Here is a 19,334-nt window from a genome sequence, read left to right on the forward strand (position 1 = left end):
TCAGTCTCCGGCCTTCGCCGACGAGGTGCCGCCCGCCATCGCCAGGCCCAGCGTCCGCTCGTCCGCCTCGTCCCTGGTGTACGTCGCCGTCACGCGGCCCTCGTACATCACGAGCACGCGGTCCGCGAGCCCGCGGATCTCGCTCAGCTCGGCCGAGACGAGCAGCACGGCGTGGCCGGCGTCGCGATAGGCGACCAGTTCGTCGTGGATGTTCTGGATGGCGCCGATGTCGACGCCCCGGGTCGGCTGCTCCACGAGCAACAGCGGTGCGTCGTGCGCCAGTTCGCGGCCGATCAGCAGCTTCTGGAGGTTGCCGCCGGACAGTGCGGAGGCGGCCACCTCGGGCGAGGACGCCTTGATGCCGAAGCGCTCGACGAGACGCCGTGCGTGATCCCGTACGGCCGAGGGCGCCAGCAGTCCGTACCGTGCGGACAGCGACGTGCGGTGGTGGCCCATTGCGAGGTTGTCGGCGACGGACGCGGCCGGCGCGGTACCGACCGCGTGCCGGTCCTCGGGCACATAGGCCAGGCCCCGGGCGCGCCGTTCGGTCGCCGAGGCGTGCGTGATGTCCTGCCCGCGCAGGGTCACTCGGCCGTCGGTGACCGGCCGCAGCCCGGCCAGCGCCTCGATCAGCTCGCTCTGCCCGTTGCCCGCGACCCCCGCGATCCCGACGATCTCGCCCGCGCGGACGGTGAGTTGGACGTCACGCACGGCGGCCGTGCCGAGACCCGACACCTCCAGTACCACGTCACCCGGGGTGCCCGTGGCGTGCACGCGGTCCAGGTCGACCGCGCGGCCCGTCATCGCCGCGGCGATCTCGTCGGCGCTCGTCGCGGCGGTGCGCAGCCCGGCGACGACCCGGCCGTCGCGCAACACCGTGACGTTGTCGCTGCCTTCGAGGACCTCGCGCAGCTTGTGCGTGACAAGGATCACCGTACGGCCCTGCGCGGTGAGCGACTTGAGTACCGCGAACAGTGCGTCGGCCTCGGCCGGGGTGAGCACCGCGGTCGGCTCGTCGAGGATGAGCGTACGGGCGCCGCGGTGCAGCAGCTTCAGGATCTCCACGCGCTGCCGAAGGCCGACCGGCAGGTCACCGACCCGGGCGTCCGGGTCCACGGCGAGGCCGTGCTCCTCGGCGAGTTCGCGCACTCGCCGCCGCGCCGCCGCCCGGTCGACAAGGCCGAAGCGGCGCGGCTCGGCGGCGAACACGACGTTCTCGGCGACGGTCAGCGAGTCGAACAGCTTGAAGCTCTGGTGCACCATGCCGAGCCCGGCGGCCATCGCGGCGCCGGGATCCGCGAAGGACACCTCACGCCCCTCGATCAGCACCGAACCGGCGTCGGGCCGTTCCATCCCGTACAGGACGGACATCAGGGTGGACTTGCCCGCGCCGTTCTCACCCATCAGGGCGTGGATCTCGCCGCGCCGGACCGTCAGGTCGACGGCGTCGTTGGCGAGCGTGCCGGGGAACCGCTTGGTGATTCCCCGGAGTTCGACGACGACCTCGGCCTGCGCCGTGACGGGACCGCTCTCAACCGGCTGCGGGGTCATCGACCTTCAGCTCTCCGGACACGATCTGGTCGCGCAGCGCCTCGACCTTCGTCAGGACGTCCTTGTGGTCGGCGATCACGCACTTGGAGGTGTCGACGCCGGACTCCAGGCCGGTGAGGCTGATGCCGCCCTCCTTGAGGCCGTACGAGATCGTCTTGCCGGTGTTGCCGTCGAGGACCTGCTTGACGCCCTCCTCCACCGCGACGTCCGTCTTCTTGATGACGTTGTCGACGACCGTGCCCGGCGCGGAGGTGCACTGGTTGACGTCGACGCCGTACGCGTAGGCGCCCTTGGCCTTCGCCGCCTCGAAGACGCCGTAGTTGCCGGCCGCTGCCGCCGCCATGATCTGGTCGGTGCCCTTGGCGAGGAGGGCGTTCGCCTGCTCCTTGGCGCGGGCGGAGTCGTCGAACGGGGACTGGCCGCCGACGAACCGCGTCGAGGCGCTGGTCTTGGGAGCGACCTTCTTGGCACCGGCCGCGAACGGGTCGCTGTAGCGCCGGAACTGGGGCGTGTCCAGGACGTCCACCGCGCCGACCTTGCCGCTCTCGCTGAGCAGTCCGGCCTCGGCGCCCGCCAGGTACACGCCCTCGTGCTCACGGAACGTCGCGCAACTCACGTTCGCGTACGTCTTCGTCGTGCACGCGTCGACCATCAGGAACTGCTGCTTCGGGTGGGCCTCGGCCTGCTGCGCGACCAGGTCGGCGAACTCGAAGCCGACCAGCACGATGACGTCGGGCTCGGCCTCCACGGCGGCGGCCACGTTCTGCTGCTCGGACGCGGTGTCCGAGGACTGGTACACCTTCTGGGTTCCGTCGTGCGCCTTGGCCGCCGCCTCCACACCGGAGACCGCCAGCTTCAGGAACTCGTTCTGCCCCACGGGGTCGGGGGTGACGAGCGTGAAGGACCTGCCGCTGCTCGCTGAGCTGTCGGACGCGCTGTCCTTGGCCGCCGCGTTGCAGGCCGTGGCGAGCAGTGCGGTGCCCGCCGCGAGAGCGGCGAACTGGAGGGAGCGGCGGTTTCTGCGGTACATCGGGATGACCTTCCGGAGGGTGCGGCAGGGCACGCTGTGCGGGAGCGCGGAGGAGGTGACACGTGACAGTCACGGCGGGAGCTGAACTGCGGGTCAGCTACAACAGCCGTTGGCGGCGCACCGGCCGAAGTCGAGGAAGCGACGCCTGGTGAGCAGCATGGATCCCTCCTTCGCGACGGTCTCGGGCCTGCGGGAGCTGGACTGTAACACCGGTTTCCGGACACCTGCCCGACTGTCTCGAACTGTGGTTCGCACAGGTCATGTACGGTGTCGCGCACTGTCGGAACTTCAGGAGTGCCCCGTTATGCCCCAGGAACTGCGCGCTGTCGACTGGACCGGAAGCAGCCTCGCCCTCATCGACCAGACCGTGCTTCCGCACCGCACGGAGACCCGCGAAGTCCGCGATGTGGACGGTCTGGTGGACGCGATCAAGAGGCTCGTCGTCCGGGGCGCGCCGGCCATCGGGGCGGCCGGGGCGTACGGCGTCGCGATCGCGCTGCTCCAGGGGGAGCGGGAGGGCTGGGACCGCACGCGGGTGCTCGCCGAGATCGCCCGAGTCCGGGACGCCCGGCCCACCGCCGTCAACCTCATGGTCTGCGTCGACCGCGTGCTGACCCGGTTCGACGAAGGGCTGGAGGCGGTCCTCGCGGAGGCCGCCGCCGTCCAGCGCGAGGACGTCGAGGCGAACCGGGCGATGGGCGCGTTCGGCGCCGACTGGCTCCTGAAGCGCACCGACGTGGGCCGTCCGCTCCGGGTCCTGACCCACTGCAACACCGGCGCGCTCGCCACCGCGGGCTGGGGCACGGCCCTCGGCGTCATACGCGAACTGCACGCGCGCGGCCTCGTCGAGGTCGTGTACGCCGACGAGACGCGCCCCCTGCTCCAGGGATCCCGCCTGACCGCCTGGGAGTTGGTCCAGGAAGGCATACCGCACTATGTCCAGGCCGACGGCGCCGCCGCGGGCACGATCCTGCGCGGCGAGGTCGACGCGGCGATAGTGGGTGCCGACCGCATCGCCGCGAACGGCGACACCGCCAACAAGGTCGGCACCGTGGGCGTCGCACTGGCCTGCGCCTACGCCGGCGTGCCGTTCCTGGTGGCCGCCCCCACCACGACCGTGGACCTGTCGACCCCCTCGGGCGACGACATCCACATCGAACTCCGGGGCGAGGAAGAGGTGTTGGAGTGGTCCGGGATACGGACCGCTCCCACCGCGTCCCGCGGGCACAACCCGGCGTTCGACGTCACGCCAGGGCGGCTGGTGACCGGGCTGGTCACCGAGCGCGGAGTACTGGAGGTGGCGGCGGGAGAGCTGCCGGGGGAGCACCTGAGGTAGGGCCTGTCTGACAATTCCCGTCTGCCCCGCGACGCCATGCACGCACTCTCGCCGCACCGGGCGCAGACCCAAGTACGTCCAGTACGAGGGTCCACGCCCGGCCCTCCCCCAGCCTCCGGCCGGGGGGACCCCCAGAGCACGCACCTGACGCCGCGAGGCCGCCCTCCGGGCGACGACGGGAACTGTCAGACAGGCCCGAGGGGTGTCGTTTGGATCAGCCCGGGTCCGCGGCGCCTGGCACGGCACCTCGCCGCGTTGTCGCATCACCCGAGTACGCCCGGTACGCGGATGACGCTCCGCCTTGCGATGCACCGCACCAGCCGCCGCGGCCTCATCCGGCCTGATCCGAACACACCCCCTGACCCGCCCACTGCCATCAGCGCGCGAGAAGCCGCGCTCCGGTGCTGTCGCCGGAGCGCGGCTTCGTGTCGGTTCAGCGCTGGGACAGCTCCAACTCGAGGAGCCACTCGACCACTTCGGCGTGGTGGCGGGCCTGGCGGGGATCGGCGCCCCAGACGTAGAGGCCGTGACCGGCGACGACGACGGCCGGCATCCGGGGATCCCGGGCCGCCTCCAGCCGGTCGCCCAGCACCTTCATGTCCTGGCTGTTGGCGATGACGGGGAGGGTCACCTCGACGTCATGCGCGGGCTGGCCGATGCCCTTGAGCATCTCGATGTCCTTGAAGGCGATGCCGCCGGGTTCGCGGCGGCCCATCGCCACGGACGCCACCGTGTGGACGTGCACGACGGCGCCGGCACCGGTCAGCGCGGCCACCCGGGCATGCAGCTCGGCCTCGGCCGACGGCCTGCCGCCCGACACCGCCGCGCCCGCTCCGTCCACCAACACCACGTCGGCGGGGGTCAGTTCACCCTTGTCGTGCCCACTCGCCGTCACCGCGAGGCGGAGCGGGTCACGGGACAGGACCACCGACAGGTTCCCCGACGTGCCGCGCATCCAGCCGAAGGAGGCGAAACGGGCCGACTCGGCGGCCAGCACCGCGCCCGCCTCCTCCAGGTCCAGTGCTGAGGTCTCGACGGTCATGCGGTGCTCCTCGCGATGGTGATCTCGTCGAACGTCCCCGCCTCGGGGTGATCGCCGACGCCCTGTTCGTAGTACGGCTCTCCGGGGCGGCGTACGCCCACGGCCCGCCAGCCCGCGGCACGCGCCGCGTCCAGTTCGCCGGGCCGGTCGGAGAGGAAGAGGATCCGGCCCGGGGCCTCGCCCAGATCGGCCGCGATCGTCGCGTACGACTCCGGTTCCTGCTTGGGTCCCGCGTTCTCCGTGTCGTACAAGCCCTCGACGAGCGGCAGCAGATCGCCCTCGGGGGCGGCCCGGAACCAGGCGCGTTGCGCGGCCACGGAGCCGGACGAGTACACGTGCAGGCGGACGCCCGCCGCGTGCCAGCGGCGCAGCGCCGGGACGACGTCGTCGTAGAAGTGCGAGACGAGGTCGCCGCGCGCGAAGCCCTCGGCCCAGATGAGGCCCTGGAGGGTTTTCAGGGGGGTCGCCTTGCGGTCCTCGTCGAGCCACTCGCCGAGGGCCTTCTCGACGCGTACGGCGTCGGCGTCTGGCTCGCCGATCAGCTCACGTACCTGCGCGAGGGCCCGGACCACGTCCGGATCACCGCTCCGTTCCGAGAGCACCGCTCCGAAACGAGAGCGCGAGTACGGGTAGAGCACGTCAACGACGAACCCCGTGGCGCTCGTGGTGCCCTCGATGTCGAGCACCACGGAGTCGATGTCGAAGTGCTGGGTCACGCGGCGGCCTTGTCCTTCGCGTACCCGGCGTCGATCGTGTCGTAGTCCGGGAAGCGGGACGCGATGGGGGAGCCGGTGAAGCTGCCGATCCAGCCGTCCTCCTCGTGGAAGAAGCGGATCGCGGTGAAGGCGGGCCTCGTGCCCATGTCGAACCAGTGGGTCGTGCCGCGCGGCACCCCGAGCAGGTCGCCCTTCTCGCAGTACACGGCGTGCACCTCGCCGTTCACGTGCAGGTAGAAGATCCCGGACCCCGAGACGAAGAAGCGCACCTCGTCATCGTCGTCGTGCGTGTGCTCCTGGAGGAACTTCTCGCGCGCGGCCTTCGCCTTCACCGGGTACTCGGGGTCCTCGCTCGGGTGCAGGCCGAGCACGTCGACCGTGGTGAAGCCCTCCTCGGCGTTCAGCTTCTCGATCTCCTGGCCGTAGGCGGCGAACACGGTGTCGCTGTCGGCGTCGGCGGGCACGTCCTCGCGGATCGGCCACTGCTCGTAGCGCACCCCTATCGGCGCGAGCGCGGCGGCGATCTCGACGGGGTCGGACGTACGGCGCACCACCGTCTCCGAGCCGGACTCGGGCCAGGTCGTCAGCAGGGTCATGGGAGCAACTCCAGGGACTGGGAGGGATGTCCGAATGCTGGACAGGCATCCGGACGGGGGAGGGGAGGAAACAGGGGGCGCGGCACACCCGGGCGCGGTGGGCGGACGGGGGGTGTGGGGCCGGTCGTCAGCCGCGACACGCCGCGCCGGTACAGCGTCGCATCGCTGTCGCGCGTGGTGTCGTCATCGGAGCCTCACTGTCCCGGGTTCGGGTGCCGGTCCCGAGATGGTAACTCCAGGCGGGCGGTCGGCCGAGTGTGACGAAGTTGTTGTCTCAACTATTGAGAAAGGTTGTCCACGGCTTTGACGCCTGGCTGGAAACGTTCACATGATTCGCCTATGAAGACGCTGCTGCTCGTAAGGCGGCTGTACGTGGACTTGCTCCGGTCGACCACAGCCAGCTGTCGCTGACCTGTCCCGGAGCCTCAACGCCCGCGCCCCGCACGGCACTCCCGTGAGGAAGGGCCTCCCTCCCCTCGTACGGGACGTACGAGTCGGATGAGGAGGAGGTACCACGCCCGCGCGGCCGTGGCGTGATTTCTCCCTCCGGCGCTCCGGACCGGCACTTCCCCTCCTCCTCGCCACCCTCCCTCGCACCGCCCTCTGGAGCCCTCGTGTCCCGTATCCGTGTCCCCCTCGCCGCCCTCTCGCTGGCCTCCGTCTCGGCCCTCCTTCTCGCGGGCTGCTCCCAGTCCACGAACGCCTCGGAGAGCACCGGCGACAAGGCCGCCCCGGCCTCCGCCGCGACCGGCACGAAGCCCGCGCCCTTCAGCAAGGGCGGGGTCAAGGTGGCCCTGGTCCGGCAGAGCGGCGCCGGCGACTACTTCGAGCAGTGGGGCAACGGCGCCAAGGCGCAGGCCAAGGCCCTCGGCATCGACCTGACCGTGTACGACGCCCAGGCCGACAACGCCAAGCAGGCCACCGACCTGTCCTCGGCCATCAACTCCGGCGCGCAGGCGATCATCGTCGACCACGGCTTCCCGGCCACCATCCAGCCGGAGATCGACAAGGCGGTGAAGAAGGGCATCAAGGTCGTCGTCTACGACGTCGAGCAGACCAACAAGTCGGTCGTCAGCACCAAGCAGGACGACGCCAGCATGGCGCAGGCCGTCCTCGACGTGATGGGCACGGAGCTCGGCAAGGACGCCAAGGTCGGCTACGTCAACGTCGCCGGATACGCCGCACTCGACAAGCGCGACAGCGTGTGGAAGAAGACCGCCGACGCCAACGGCTGGCAGCAGGCGTTCAAGGTGGGCAAGGTCACCGACTCCACGGCCACCGACAACGTCCCCCTCGTCTCCGCCGCGCTCACCCAGCACTCGGACGTGACCGGCGTCTTCGCCCCGTACGACGAGCTGGCCAAGGGCACCGTCCTCGCCGTCCAGAACAAGAAGCTCCAGGACAAGGTGAAGGTCTTCGGCGCGGACGTCTCCAACGCCGACATCCAGAACATGACCGCCGCGGACAGCCCGTGGGTCGCCACCGCGGGCACCGACCCGTCGGCGGTCGGCGCCGCCGTCGTCCGCACCACCGCCCTGGAGCTCGCCGGCCAACTGAACAAGACCTCGGTCGAGTTCCCGGCCGTCGCCATCACCCAGGACTTCCTGCGCGAGAAGAAGATCGCCAACATGGACCAGCTCCGCGCGGCGCTGCCCGCGCTGAACCTGTCCAAGGTGAGCACGGCGGACTGGATCGCCAATGTCGCCCACTGACAGTCCTTCCGGTACCGGAACCGGCGGCTCTGCCGGGCCGGACGGCACCGGCGGCCCTTCCGGTTCCACCGGCGCCGACAGCCGAACCGGTACCGCCGGTACCGCCGGCGCCGCCGTGCGCCTCCGTGAGGTCAGCATGGCCTTCGGCGGCAGGACGGTCCTGGAGTCGGTCTCGCTGGACATCGCGCCGGGCAGCGTCGTCGCGCTGCTCGGCGCGAACGGCGCCGGCAAGTCCACGCTGATCAAGATCCTGTCCGGCGTGCACACCGACCACGGCGGGGAGGTGAGCGTGAACGGTGAGACCGCCGCGCTCAACTCCCCGCTCGCCGCACGCCAGTTGGGCATCCAGACCGTGCACCAGCGGATCAGCGAGGGCATCGTGCCCGGCCTCACGGTCGCCGAGAACCTGGTCTTCGAGGAGCTCGCCCAGAGCCGGGGCAACCCCTTCCTGAACGGGCGCAGGCTGCTCGCCCGCGCCCGCGAGATCCAGTCCGCCCTCGATCTGGGCTGGAGCGACACCGTCCTGAGGCGCGATGTCACCGAACTCGGCATCTCCGACCGCCAGTTGCTCATCCTGGCCCGCGCCCTCGCCACCCGCCCCCGGCTGCTGATCCTCGACGAGCCGACCTCCGCGCTCTCCGCCACCGAGGCTGAGCGCCTCTTCGCGCTCGTCGGACGGATGCGCGCGGAGGGCATCGCGGTCCTGTACGTCTCCCACCGGCTCGGCGAGATCGACGCGCTCGCCGACCGCCTGGTCGTCCTGCGGGACGGCCGTCTCACGGAGGACCAGGTCAGGCCCTTCGACTGGGACAGCGCCCTGCGCGCCATGCTCGCCCAGGCCCACGAGGCGACGAGCGCCCGCCCCCAGCGCCTCGGGCAGCAGGGCGAGGTGGTGCTCTCGCTGCGCGGAGTCCCGCTCCTGGCCGGCCGCACGCCCCAGGACCTCGACATCCGGTCCGGCGAAGTCACCGGCGTGGTCGGCCTGCTGGGGGCGGGCAAGACGGAACTCGCCCGCGGACTGTTCGGCGCCGACCGCTTCACCGGCGGAGCGGTCGAGCTGAACGGCAGGCCGTACGCGCCGCGCCGCCCCGCCGACGCCATCGGCAGCGGCGTACACCTCGTACCGGAGGACCGGCACGCGGACGCCCTGGTGCCCGGCTGGTCGCTGGCGCAGAACATCTCGCTGCCGTTCCTCAAGTCCCTCTCCACGGCCGGGCTCGTGAGCCGCGGCAGGGAGGACGCCCTCGGCCGCGCCACCATCGAGCGGCTCGGTGTCGTCGCCCGCGACGAGCACAGCACCGTGGAGGAACTGTCCGGCGGCAACCAGCAGAAGGTCGTGGTGGGCCGCTGGCTCGCCGAGACCCCCCGTGTCCTCATCCTGGACGAGCCGTTCCGGGGTGTGGACATCGGAGCGCGCCGTGACATCGGCCGCCGCGCCCGCGCCCTGGCCGCCGAAGGCGCCGCGGTCCTCGTCCTGTCCGCCGACGTCGACGAGATCCTGGAGGTCGCCGACCGGGTCGTCGTCCTCGCCGCGGGCGAGATCCGCCTCGACGCGTACGGCGAGGACGCGGAGCGCGACCGCGTGATCCAGTCCATCTCGGCGTCCCTCTGATGCCGGGCACAGCCGTCGGCGTCCGCCCGATTCCGGTCACACCAGGAAGTACGCCATGACCACCACACAGAGCGTCCCCACGAAGACGGCCGCCCCCTCGCCGCTCGCCGCCGCCGGCCCGCGGGTCCAGAGCGCCGTCATCAAGTACGGCTTCATCTTCGTCACCGTCACGCTCTTCGCGTACTTCGCGATCAGCGAGCCGTCCTTCCGCGACTCGGCGACACTCCTGGACACCCTCAGGTACGTCTCCGTCGCCGCGATCCTCGGACTCGGCGTCACGCTCACCATGGCGGTGGGCGGGATGGACATGTCGGTAGGCGCGGTGGCCGGACTCGGCGTGACGGTCGCCGCCAAGACGATGGTCTCCTACAACCAGGTCGGCGTGGTCGCGATCCTCGCGGTCATCGCGGCGGGCGCCCTGGCCGGGCTGCTGAACGCCCTGCTGATCGTCGTCCTCAAGATCCCCGACATGCTCGCCACGCTCGGCACCATGTTCGTGATCCAGGGCACCAAACTCATCCTGGTCGACGGCCAGTCCATCACCCCCGGCATGACGCAGTCCGACGGCACCACCGCCCCCGGCAGGTTCACCGAGGGCTTCCTGCGCATCGACCGCGGCACCTTCCTCGGCATACCCGTCTCCGTGCTGATCTTCGGCGGACTGACGGTGATCGCCTGGGTGTTCCTGGCCCGCACCCGCTGGGGCCGGGTCCTCTACGCGATCGGCGCCAACCCCGAGGCGGCGCGCCTAGCCGGCATCCGCGTCGGCGCCTACCGGGCCCTGGCGTACGTCCTCTCCGGCGTGCTGGCCTCCATCGGCGGCCTGATCCTGGCCGCCCGGATCGGCCAGGGCGACGTCTCGGCCGGTACCTCCCAGCTCCTGGAGGCCGTCGCGGTGGCGCTGGTCGGCACCTCCGTCCTCGGCCGGGGCCGCCCGAACGTCTGGGGCACGGCACTCGGCGCCGTCCTGATCGGCATCATCACCACCGGCCTGACCATCAAGGGCCTGCCGTACTACACCCAGGACGTCGTCGAGGGCGCGGTCCTCATCCTCGCCCTGGTCTTCAGTTTCACCCTGTCCAAGCGCCGCACCGCATAAGGGAGTTCACGATGGGCTACCGCATCCTGGAGACCGAGGACGTCGCCGGCTACCTGCGCGAGCGCGGCCACTGGGACCTCACCGACCCCGAGGTCCGCGAGGTCTCCGACGGCAACATGAACCGCGTCTTCCTCGCCACCTCCAAGGACGGGACCCGCAGCCTCGCCGTCAAGCAGGCGCTGCCCTGGGTCCGGGTCGCCGGACCCTCCTGGCCGATGAGCCCCGAACGCGCCGACGCGGAGGCCCGCGCCTACGAGCGGGTCGCCGCCGTCGCCCCGGACAAGATCCCGGTGATCCACGGCTACGACCCGGAGAACTACGCGCTCGTCATGGAGGACATGTCCGACCTGGAGGTCCTGCGCACGGTCCTCAACGAGGGCGCGCCGTACGGCCCCGAAACCTCCGCGAGGATCGGCGAGTTCGTCGCCCAGCTCTCCTTCACCACCAGCGACTTCGGCCTGGCCTCCGCCGACCGCAAGGCGCTGATCGCCGCCTCCGTCAGCCCCGAGCTGTGCGAGATCACCGAGGACGTCGTCCTCTCCGAGCCGTACATCGAGCACGAGCACAACCACTGGCTCCCCGAACTCGACGACCTCGCCGCCGAGTTCCGTGCCGACATCCGGTTGCGCACCGAGGTCGCGGAGCTCCGCCATGTCTTCATGACGAGCGCCCAGGCCCTGCTCCACGGCGACCTGCACACCGGCAGCGTCATGGTCGGGGTGCGCGAAGGCGCCCCGGTGGTACGGGTCTTCGACCCCGAGTTCTCCTTCGTCGGGCCGATCGGTTTCGACCTCGGCCTGTACTGGGCCAACACGCTCGTGTCCCGGGTGCGTGCCGCCGCCCTGGGGACCGAGAGCGACCACGCGGACCAACTCCGGCTCTCCTGGGAGGCGTTCGAGGCCGAGTTCCGCCGCCTCTGGCGAGGCCGCGTCGACACCTTCTTCGACGACGCCTACCTCGACCGCTTTCTGGCCCGCGTCTTCACGGAGTCGGTCGGTTTCGCCGGCACGGAGATCGTCCGCCGCGTCATCGGCTTCGCCCACCTCACCGACCTGACGACGCTGCCGGATCCGGTGCCCGCGTCCCGGCGGTCCCTGCTGCTCGGGCGTGAACTGATTCTCAGGCGTGCGGAGCTGACCTCACCCGAGGACGTCGAGGCGCTCCTCCACTGAGGAAGCGCCCGCGGGCACGGCACCGGCGAGCCGCCGTTGCAGCCGCTGGTGGCGGAACTCGTAGTACGCCCCCGACTGGCGCAGCACGCCCCGCCGGTGGGCCTCGTCGAGGAAGGCCATCAGCCGCCAGGGAGCGCGCCCCGTCGCGGCCAGCCAGACGCGGGTGACCAGGAAGCGGCCCCAGGCGCTCAGCGCCAGCGCGGTGGCGCCGACCGGAACCCACAACTGTGCCCCGGCGGTGGCGACTCCGCCCCAGTCGTGGGACAGCAGGACGACGGGGAGACAGACGACCGCGGCGAGCAGGGCCGCGATGCCGCCGCGCGCCAGGGACGCGGTCCGGTCGGTGCGCAGCGTGCTGCGGGGCCCCGCGGCACGCACGACGTCGGACGGCGCGCTCAGCGCCCGGTAGACACCGCAGACGCACCCGCCGACCAGACCGACCAGCAGCCCCGAGGCGAGGATCGGCGGCAGACAGCGCGCGACGAGTCCCAGCACCGGTCCGTCGGTGAGCCAGGCACGGGCCGGTTCCGGCAGCACGGACCGCATGTTCGCCGCGTACGCCCTCCTGTCCGCCCCCGGCGCCGTGGTGTCGCCCGGGGTGAGGCGCACCGTCACCGAACCCGCGCGGGACTCGAACACCGTGTGCCAGGAGCTGAACGCGGCGCACCTGCGCCCGGGAAGCAGCGGGATCTCACAGCTCGGCGGCGTCGTACCGGCCGGATAGGCGACCGCGAGCTTTCCGCGGTCCGGTACCAGCAGCGTGCCCTTCAGCCGGCGGTGCGTGGTCGCCGTCCTGAGCCCGTTCCGTTCCAGGAACCGCCACTCGCCGATGCGCTGTCCGTCGAGATCCACCCGGGTACCGGACTTGAGGACGGTCACCGCGACGGCGGCCGTCCCCGCGACCGAACTCGCGACCACGCCGATGAGCAGCGTGGCCGCCAGCCCGCGCGCCAGCCCCGCCGTGAAGTCGCGGGAGATCCGGCTTCTGCCGGGAAGGGACGGGCTGTCCCGCACGGCCCGCCGCGTACCGCCCAGCAGCAGGGCGGTGCCGGCCACCGCGCACATGGCTCCGGCGAGCGCGGTCCACTGGGTGACGGCCACTCCCAGGAGCACGGCCCCCACCAGGTCCACCCCGCACGCCAGCAGCACGGCCCCGCAGACCAGGACCGTGGCGCGGCCCTGGTGTCCCGTCCAGGGCAGACCCAGCGGCACCGGCCGGCGGGGCAGCCCGGCGACTCCGAAGAACATGGTCAGCAGCAGCGCGAAGAGGCAGCTGCCGAACAGGTCGGGCAGCAGACCGTCGGTGACGGCGCCGAAGCGGAAGCCGAACCGCAGGTCGTCGGTGAGCGCGAAGCCGGTCCACAGAGCCGTGGCGACCACCGTGGTGATGACCAGCCGCTTGGACAGGGAGTCCCGCCGGCCGAGCGGACCCCTCCGCCTGGGCAGCAGGAAGGCGGCCCCGAACGCGTATCCGAGGGTCTGGCCCGCCATGGCGACGAGGACCGACGCGGAGTCCTGGGCCCCGGCCCCGTGGTCGGAGGCGCGGGCCAGCGCGACGGCCGGGAGGATCGCGAGGGTCGCGGCGAGAGCCACCAGACCGGTGGCGTACGCCCGTACCAGCCCCGGCAGTGCCGAGTCGAGCTCCCACCAGGCGAGCCGGCCCGTGCCGCGCCGCTCCAGGTTCCTGGCCAGCAGCGCGAGCCGGCGCCGTGCCTCGGCTCCCCGTTCGGGCCCGCAGTCCGCGAAGGCGGCGGGCACGAACGCGTCCAGCAGGTGCTCCTCGATGTCCCCGGCCGTCGGGAAGCGGCCCGGGTCGAGGAGTTCGACCGGGTCGCGCGAGGTGTCGCCGTACACGGTGCGGGCCAGCGCCACCATCAGGGGGACCCTCAGCACGTCGGCCAGCGGACCGGGTTCCCGCGCGAGGCGGCGCAGCACCGGTGTCCACACCGTCTCGCCATGAGCGCCGTCGCGGGCCCCGGGGCGGGCCGTCCGCTCCAGGTAGGAACCGGCCTGCTCCTCGTCCAGCGGCAGCAGTTCGACGACCTCGGCGGCGGTCAGCACGTCGCCCGCGCGCACCGTGGCGGCCCAGGCCTCGGTGCGGCTGGTGAGCAGCAGCGGGAGGTCGTCGTCGAGTTCGGAGTTGATGTGCCGTACGGCCTCCGCGTACGCCGACCGGGGCAGTTCGTCGAAGCCGTCGAGGACGGGAAGGATCAGCCCGGTGTCGAGCAGGGCGCGGGCCAGGGTGGGCCGGCCGTCGGCGGACGCGGCCAGCAGCCGGTGGTCGGCGGCGAGGCGCTCGGCGAGCCAGTCGCGCAGCCGGCTGCCCCGCGGATCCCAGCTCGCCAGCGGGAAGATGACCGGGACGGGCCCGCCGGGTTCGCGTACGGCCAGTTGTCCGAGGGTGAATCGCAGGGCCAGCACGCTCTTGCCCGAGCCGGGACCGCCGAGCACCACCAGCCGCCGGCGCGGCAGGGCCGCGAAGGCGCCCGCGATGCCGTCGGCCCAGGGGCCGGCGTTCCGGGGCGCGGGGAGGGGCACACCGGGCCGGATGTTCTCCGGGTGGTCCACGAGCCACCGGTCGGCCGGGGCCCAGCACACCTCCAGCGGCCCCGGATCCTGGAGCCTGCGCAGCCGGGACTCGGCCGCCCACTGCTCCCGTACCGCCAAGGCCAGCGCGTCGGCCGTCTGCCGCCGTACGTCCTCGGCGGGCCGCTGCGGCTCGGCGCCGTCACGCAGCGCGTCGGCGAGGAACGCGGCGACCGACACCACGGCCGCGATCACGGAGACGAGCACACCCGCGGTGTTCTTGTCCCGGGAGTCGTGGAGTACGACGGCGAGCGCAACGAGCGCCGTGCCGCACACCCCGAAGACCGCGCGTCGCCGCGTGCGCGCATTCCGCCACCAGCCGCTCATCACGCGCGATCTCCCTCTGCTCCGATCCGCGCGGCCACCGTTGTGTCCGTCACGCGTAGTGACAACGCGGGACAGCGGAGGGAGGGGAGGGGCGCGTGAGGCATTCAGGGGGCTGTCGGTTGTTCGACGGGGCGGACAGGGGCGCACGGCAGAGGGGTGGCTCCCCCCGTGGGAGCCGCCCCTCGATCCGGCCGGTGTACTCCTACTTCTTGTCGAGCAGGTCCTGCACCCTGCCGCGGACCTCGTCCGTGGCGAGGCCCCGGATCGTCAGCGTGGTGCGGCGGCGCAGCACATCGTCCGCCGTCTCGGCCCACTCGTTGTCCCGGGCGTAGACGACCTGCGCCCAGATCTCCGGGGCGTCCGGGTGGACGCGCTCGGCGAGCCGCGGGTCCTCGTTGGCGAGGCGCGCGATGTCGAAGGCCAGCGAACCGTAGTGGGTGCCCAGGTGCCTGGCGGTGTCGGCCGCCATGCGCGGGCCGGTCCCCGGACTGTCGATGAGCAGGCGGTGCGCGACGGCCCGCGGGTTGGCGACGCCCGGCAGGGGCATCTTCCTGGGCAGCTCGGAGACCGGCTCGAAGCCGTCACCGAGCGGGTGGCCGGGCAGCGACTCCAGCTTCTTCATGACGGTGCGGCCGATGTGCCGGAAGGTGGTCCACTTGCCGCCCGCCACGGACAGCATCCCGCCGGGCCCTTCGGTGACGACCGTCTCCCGCTTGGCCTTCGACGTGTCGCCTGGCCCGCCCGGCAGCACCCGCAGACCGGCGAAGGAGTACGTGATCAGGTCACGGGAGAGCTGCTGGTCGCGGATGGAGAACGCGGCCTCGTCCAGGATCTGCGCTATGTCCTTCTCGTTGACCGCGACGTCCCCCGGGTCGCCCTCGTACTCCTCGTCGGTCGTACCGAGCAGCAGCATGTCCTCCCAGGGGAGGGCGAAGGTGATGCGGTACTTGTCGATGGGGGTGGCGAGCGCGGCCTTCCAGGGGGCGGTGCGCTTGAGGACCAGGTGCGCGCCCTTCGACAGGCGGATGGACGGCGCCGCGTTCGGGTTCTCCAGCCTGCGCAGGTGGTCGACCCACGGGCCGGTCGCGTTCAGCACCAGACGGGCGGTCACGCCGAACTCGTCGCCGGAGAGCCGGTCCCTGAGCTGGGCACCGGTAACCCGGCCCTGGGTGAAGCGCAGCTCGGTGACCTCGGCGTGGTTGAGGACGACGGCGCCCGACTCGACGGCCGCGCGGACCGTCATCAGGGCCATCCGGGAGTCGTTCATCTGGTCGTCGCCGTACACGGCCACGGCCTTGAGGTTGTCGGTGCGCAGCTCGGGCACGTCCTGCGCGGCCTTGGCGGGGCTCAGCAGGTGCCCGACGCCGTCGCCGAAGGCGGACAGCGCCGAGTACGCGAACACACCGGCACCGAGCTTCGCGGCGCCGTGCGGGCCGCCCTTGTACACGGGGAGGTAGAAGGTCAGCGGGTTCGCCAGGTGGGGTGCCACCTGGCGGGAGACCGCACGGCGCTCGAAGTGGTTCTCCGCCACCAGCTTCACCGCGCCGGTCTGTAGGTAGCGCAGACCGCCGTGGAGAAGCTTGGAGGAGGCGGAGGAGGTGGCGCCGGCGAAGTCACCGGCGTCCACCACGGCCACCCGCAGCCCGGACTGCGCCGCATGCCAGGCGGTGGAGATGCCCAGGATGCCGCCGCCGATCACGAGAAGGTCGTACGTCGCCTTGGAGAGCTGCTCCCGGGTCTCGGCCCGGCTCGGATTCGAGCCGGAGACCGGGCGCGTACCGAGGGCAGGTACGGACTGCAGGGTGGACTGGGTGCTCATGCGGGTTCTTACTCCTCGCCAGAGTTGTCGTCGAGCCAGCCCATGGACCGTTCGACGGCCTTGAGCCAGCTCTTGTACTCACGGTCGCGGGTCTCCGCGGCCATGTTGGGGGTCCATTCCGCGGCCCTGCGCCAGTTGGCGCGCAGGTCCTCGGTGTTGGTCCAGAAGCCGACGGCGAGGCCGGCGGCGTAGGCGGCGCCGAGGCAGGTGGTCTCGGCGACCATCGGGCGCACCACGGGGGCGTCCAGGACGTCGGCCAGGGTCTGCATCAGCAGGTTGTTGGAGGTCATGCCGCCGTCGACCTTGAGCGCGGTGAGCTCGACACCGGAGTCCTTGGTCATGGCGTCGCTGACGTCACGGGTCTGCCAGGCGGTGGCCTCAAGGACGGCGCGCGCTATGTGCGCCTTGGTGACGTAGCGGGTCAGGCCGGTGATGACACCGCGGGCGTCCGGGCGCCAGTGCGGGGCGAACAGGCCGGAGAAGGCCGGCACGAAGTAGGCGCCGCCGTTGTCCTCGACCGACGAGGCGAGCGTCTCGATCTCGGCGGCGGACTTGATCAGGCCCATCTGGTCGCGCATCCACTGCACCAGCGAACCGGTGACGGCGATGGAGCCCTCAAGGGCGTAGACCGGCTTCTGGTCGCCGATCTGGTAGCCCACGGTGGTCAGCAGCCCGCTGTAGGAGTTGATGATCTTGCTGCCGGTGTTCATCAGCATGAAGGTGCCGGTGCCGTACGTGGACTTGGCCTCGCCCTCGGCGAAACAGGTCTGGCCGAACAGGGCCGCCTGCTGGTCGCCGAGCGCGGAGGCGACGGGGATGCCGCCGAGCAAGTCGCCGAGCCTGCCGCCGGTGATCTCGCCGTAGACCTCGGCGGAGGAGCGGATCTCGGGGAGCATCGCCAGCGGAACGCCGATCGACTCGGCGATCTTCGGGTCCCACTGCATGGTGTGCAGGTTCATCAGCATGGTGCGCGAGGCGTTGGTGACGTCGGTGACGTGCCGGCCGCCGTTCACGCCGCCCGTGAGGTTCCAGATGACCCAGCTGTCCATCGTGCCGAAGAGGATGTCGCCGGCCTCGGCGCGCTCGCGCAGGCCCTCGACGTTGTCGAGCAGCCAGCGGGCCTTGGGACCGGCGAAGTACGAGGCGAGCGGCAGGCCCGTCTCCCGGCGGAAGCGGTCCGGGCCGACGTTGCGGCCGAGTTCCCGGCAGAGGGCGTCGGTGCGGGTGTCCTGCCAGACGAGCGCGTTGTGCACGGGCTCGCCGGTGTTCTTGTCCCAGAGCAGCGTGGTCTCACGCTGGTTGGTTATGCCGATGGCCTTGATGTCGTCGCGGGTGATGCCGGCCTTCTCGATGGCCGAGGCGACGACCTCCTCGACGTTGGTCCAGATCTCGGCGGCGTTGTGCTCGACCCATCCCGGCTTCGGGAAGATCTGCTCGTGCTCCTTCTGGTCGACGGAGACGATCCTGCCGTCCCGGTCGAAGACGATGCAGCGGCTGGACGTGGTGCCCTGGTCGATCGCGGCGATGAAGGGCCCTGCGCCGTGGGAGAGGGTGCCAGTGGTGGATTCGTCGGTCACGGTGTGCTCCTGAAGGTTCCGTGTGGAAGGGCGGTATCTACGGCGCGTCGCTGTGCGGCGGTGCTGTGTGAAGCGGTGCGGTCGAAGCGTGCGGCTCTTGGGCGGTGCTCACAAGCGGTGCTCTAAGCAAAGGCGAGGTTGTAGATGCCCGCAGCGATCGCGCCGCCGATCAGTGGACCGACGACCGGGATCCAGGCGTAGCTCCAGTCGGAACCGCCCTTGTTGGGCAGCGGGAGCAGGGCGTGCACGATGCGCGGACCGAGGTCACGTGCCGGGTTGATCGCGTAGCCGGTCGGGCCGCCGAGGGAGAGGCCGATGCTCACCACGACGAGCGCGGTGATCAGGGCGCCCAGGGTGCCGAGGCCGTCGCCGTCGCCGTTCAGGCCCTGCGTGAGGATCGCGAGGATGAGCACGAAGGTGCCGATGATCTCGGTGGCGAGGTTCTGCACGACGTTGCGGACCTCGGGGCCGGTGGAGAAGATGCCGAGCACGGGGCCCGCGCCCTTCTCCTCGGCCTCGACCGACTTGGTCCTGGCCTTCTCGCCCGGATCGCCGACGATCTCGCGGTCCGTGAGGTGCGCCTGGAACTGTCCGTAGTACGCGACCCAGACCAGCGTGGCGCCGATCAGGGCGCCCAGCAGCTGGCCGGCCCAGTAGACGGGGAGGTCGTCCCATCCACCGTCCTTGATCGCCAGCGCCAGGGTCACGGCCGGGTTGAGGTGCGCGCCGGACAGGGGCGCGGAGATGTAGACCGCGGTCATGACCGCGAAGCCCCATCCGAACGCGATGGCGAGCCAGCCGGCGTTGCGTGCCTTGGAGGCCTTCAGCGTGACGGCGGCGCACACGCCACCGCCCAGCAGGATGAGAACGGCGGTACCTATGGTCTCGCCGATGAAGATGTCGGAGCTGGACACCCGCGACTCCTTTGTCCTTCGTCCAGGGGAAGCCGAACCCCGGGTCCCTCCGGTGGTTCGTGCTCTCAGGAGAGAGAGCGATGCGGTCCTTGGCGTTGTCACACTGTAACTCGTATTGCCGTTAAGCGTTCGACAATGCCGACCGATGGACGGGAGTCTTGCTCCCGCGTTACCGGCACGTCAAGAGTTCGGTTATCGAAAACGCGATCGTTATTGATCGCTGTGGGCTATCGATCTTGGAAGCG

At 71.3% G+C, this 19,334-nt stretch carries 14 protein-coding genes; 5 read left to right on the top strand and 9 right to left on the bottom strand.

Translation table 11 applies throughout. The features are described from left to right. Complete coding sequence (locus tag ACIP79_RS36890) at positions 1–1,551, bottom strand: ABC transporter ATP-binding protein (protein WP_401230892.1); 1,551 nt, start codon at positions 1,549–1,551, stop codon at positions 1–3. Continuing rightward, entirely contained in the window at positions 1,532–2,581 is a 1,050-nt protein-coding gene (locus ACIP79_RS36895) for a BMP family ABC transporter substrate-binding protein (protein ID WP_401230895.1), read from the bottom strand. The genes ACIP79_RS36890 and ACIP79_RS36895 overlap by 20 nt, the downstream gene beginning before the upstream one ends. A gap of 304 nt (positions 2,582–2,885) precedes the next feature. On the opposite strand from ACIP79_RS36895, the gene mtnA reads away from it, so the two are divergent. Beyond that, complete coding sequence (mtnA, locus tag ACIP79_RS36900; protein WP_401230898.1) at positions 2,886–3,917, top strand: S-methyl-5-thioribose-1-phosphate isomerase; 1,032 nt, start codon at positions 2,886–2,888, stop codon at positions 3,915–3,917. 433 nt (positions 3,918–4,350) lie between these two features. Here the strand turns inward: mtnA and mtnB are convergent, their stop codons facing one another. The 3 genes from mtnB to ACIP79_RS36915 are packed head-to-tail and all read right to left on the bottom strand — an operon-like array spanning position 4,351 to position 6,271. Then, positions 4,351–4,959, bottom strand: coding sequence for a methylthioribulose 1-phosphate dehydratase (mtnB, locus tag ACIP79_RS36905; protein WP_401230901.1), 609 nt, complete (start codon positions 4,957–4,959; stop codon positions 4,351–4,353). After that, the gene (gene mtnC / locus ACIP79_RS36910) at positions 4,956–5,675 is read right to left on the bottom strand and encodes an acireductone synthase (RefSeq protein WP_401230904.1); all 720 of its coding nucleotides are present in this window, start codon (positions 5,673–5,675) and stop codon (positions 4,956–4,958) included. Before mtnC ends, mtnB begins: the two co-directional genes overlap by 4 nt. Continuing rightward, positions 5,672–6,271 (bottom strand): acireductone dioxygenase, encoded by a 600-nt coding sequence (locus tag ACIP79_RS36915; RefSeq protein ID WP_383683040.1) that lies wholly within the window; start codon positions 6,269–6,271, stop codon positions 5,672–5,674. Before ACIP79_RS36915 ends, mtnC begins: the two co-directional genes overlap by 4 nt. A gap of 614 nt (positions 6,272–6,885) precedes the next feature. Here ACIP79_RS36915 and ACIP79_RS36920 point away from each other — a divergent pair. From ACIP79_RS36920 to mtnK, 4 genes are all read left to right on the top strand, one after another. Next, complete coding sequence (locus ACIP79_RS36920) at positions 6,886–7,983, top strand: substrate-binding domain-containing protein (RefSeq protein WP_401230908.1); 1,098 nt, start codon at positions 6,886–6,888, stop codon at positions 7,981–7,983. A 136-nt stretch (positions 7,984–8,119) separates the two neighbouring features. After that, the gene (locus ACIP79_RS36925; protein WP_401231196.1) at positions 8,120–9,595 is read left to right on the top strand and encodes a sugar ABC transporter ATP-binding protein; all 1,476 of its coding nucleotides are present in this window, start codon (positions 8,120–8,122) and stop codon (positions 9,593–9,595) included. Between the two features lie 55 nt (positions 9,596–9,650). Further along, positions 9,651–10,694 (top strand): ABC transporter permease, encoded by a 1,044-nt coding sequence (locus ACIP79_RS36930; RefSeq protein ID WP_401230911.1) that lies wholly within the window; start codon positions 9,651–9,653, stop codon positions 10,692–10,694. 11 nt (positions 10,695–10,705) lie between these two features. Next, positions 10,706–11,866 carry an S-methyl-5-thioribose kinase gene (mtnK, locus tag ACIP79_RS36935; protein WP_401230914.1) on the top strand — a complete coding sequence of 387 codons (1,161 nt, stop codon included), beginning with the start codon at positions 10,706–10,708 and terminating at the stop codon, positions 11,864–11,866. Here the strand turns inward: mtnK and ACIP79_RS36940 are convergent. The 4 genes from ACIP79_RS36940 to ACIP79_RS36955 form a co-directional block, all read right to left on the bottom strand. Beyond that, complete coding sequence (locus ACIP79_RS36940) at positions 11,834–14,779, bottom strand: NACHT domain-containing protein (RefSeq protein ID WP_401230917.1); 2,946 nt, start codon at positions 14,777–14,779, stop codon at positions 11,834–11,836. The genes mtnK and ACIP79_RS36940 overlap by 33 nt on opposite strands. Positions 14,780–14,981: 202 nt before the next feature. Then, entirely contained in the window at positions 14,982–16,598 is a 1,617-nt protein-coding gene (locus ACIP79_RS36945; protein WP_401230919.1) for an FAD-dependent oxidoreductase, read from the bottom strand. A gap of 8 nt (positions 16,599–16,606) precedes the next feature. Further along, positions 16,607–18,175, bottom strand: coding sequence for a glycerol kinase GlpK (glpK, locus tag ACIP79_RS36950; RefSeq protein WP_401230921.1), 1,569 nt, complete (start codon positions 18,173–18,175; stop codon positions 16,607–16,609). A gap of 122 nt (positions 18,176–18,297) precedes the next feature. Further along, positions 18,298–19,089 (bottom strand): MIP/aquaporin family protein, encoded by a 792-nt coding sequence (locus tag ACIP79_RS36955; protein WP_401230924.1) that lies wholly within the window; start codon positions 19,087–19,089, stop codon positions 18,298–18,300. Positions 19,090–19,334 lie beyond the last annotated feature (245 nt).

Source organism: Streptomyces sp. NPDC088747 (genome assembly GCF_044751025.1).
Classification (GTDB): domain Bacteria; phylum Actinomycetota; class Actinomycetes; order Streptomycetales; family Streptomycetaceae; genus Streptomyces.

What these genes read in the sequence shown, in the direction of transcription:
- ACIP79_RS36890 (WP_401230892.1), bottom strand. Translation starts at nt 1,551, where the DNA reads ATGACCCCGCAGCCGGTTGAGAGCGGTCCCGTCACGGCGCAGGCCGAG.
- ACIP79_RS36895 (WP_401230895.1), bottom strand. Translation starts at nt 2,581, where the DNA reads ATGTACCGCAGAAACCGCCGCTCCCTCCAGTTCGCCGCTCTCGCGGCG.
- mtnA (WP_401230898.1), top strand. Translation starts at nt 2,886, where the DNA reads ATGCCCCAGGAACTGCGCGCTGTCGACTGGACCGGAAGCAGCCTCGCC.
- mtnB (WP_401230901.1), bottom strand. Translation starts at nt 4,959, where the DNA reads ATGACCGTCGAGACCTCAGCACTGGACCTGGAGGAGGCGGGCGCGGTG.
- ACIP79_RS36915 (WP_383683040.1), bottom strand. Translation starts at nt 6,271, where the DNA reads ATGACCCTGCTGACGACCTGGCCCGAGTCCGGCTCGGAGACGGTGGTG.
- ACIP79_RS36925 (WP_401231196.1), top strand. Translation starts at nt 8,120, where the DNA reads ATGGCCTTCGGCGGCAGGACGGTCCTGGAGTCGGTCTCGCTGGACATC.
- ACIP79_RS36930 (WP_401230911.1), top strand. Translation starts at nt 9,651, where the DNA reads ATGACCACCACACAGAGCGTCCCCACGAAGACGGCCGCCCCCTCGCCG.
- mtnK (WP_401230914.1), top strand. Translation starts at nt 10,706, where the DNA reads ATGGGCTACCGCATCCTGGAGACCGAGGACGTCGCCGGCTACCTGCGC.
- ACIP79_RS36940 (WP_401230917.1), bottom strand. Translation starts at nt 14,779, where the DNA reads ATGAGCGGCTGGTGGCGGAATGCGCGCACGCGGCGACGCGCGGTCTTC.
- ACIP79_RS36945 (WP_401230919.1), bottom strand. Translation starts at nt 16,598, where the DNA reads ATGAGCACCCAGTCCACCCTGCAGTCCGTACCTGCCCTCGGTACGCGC.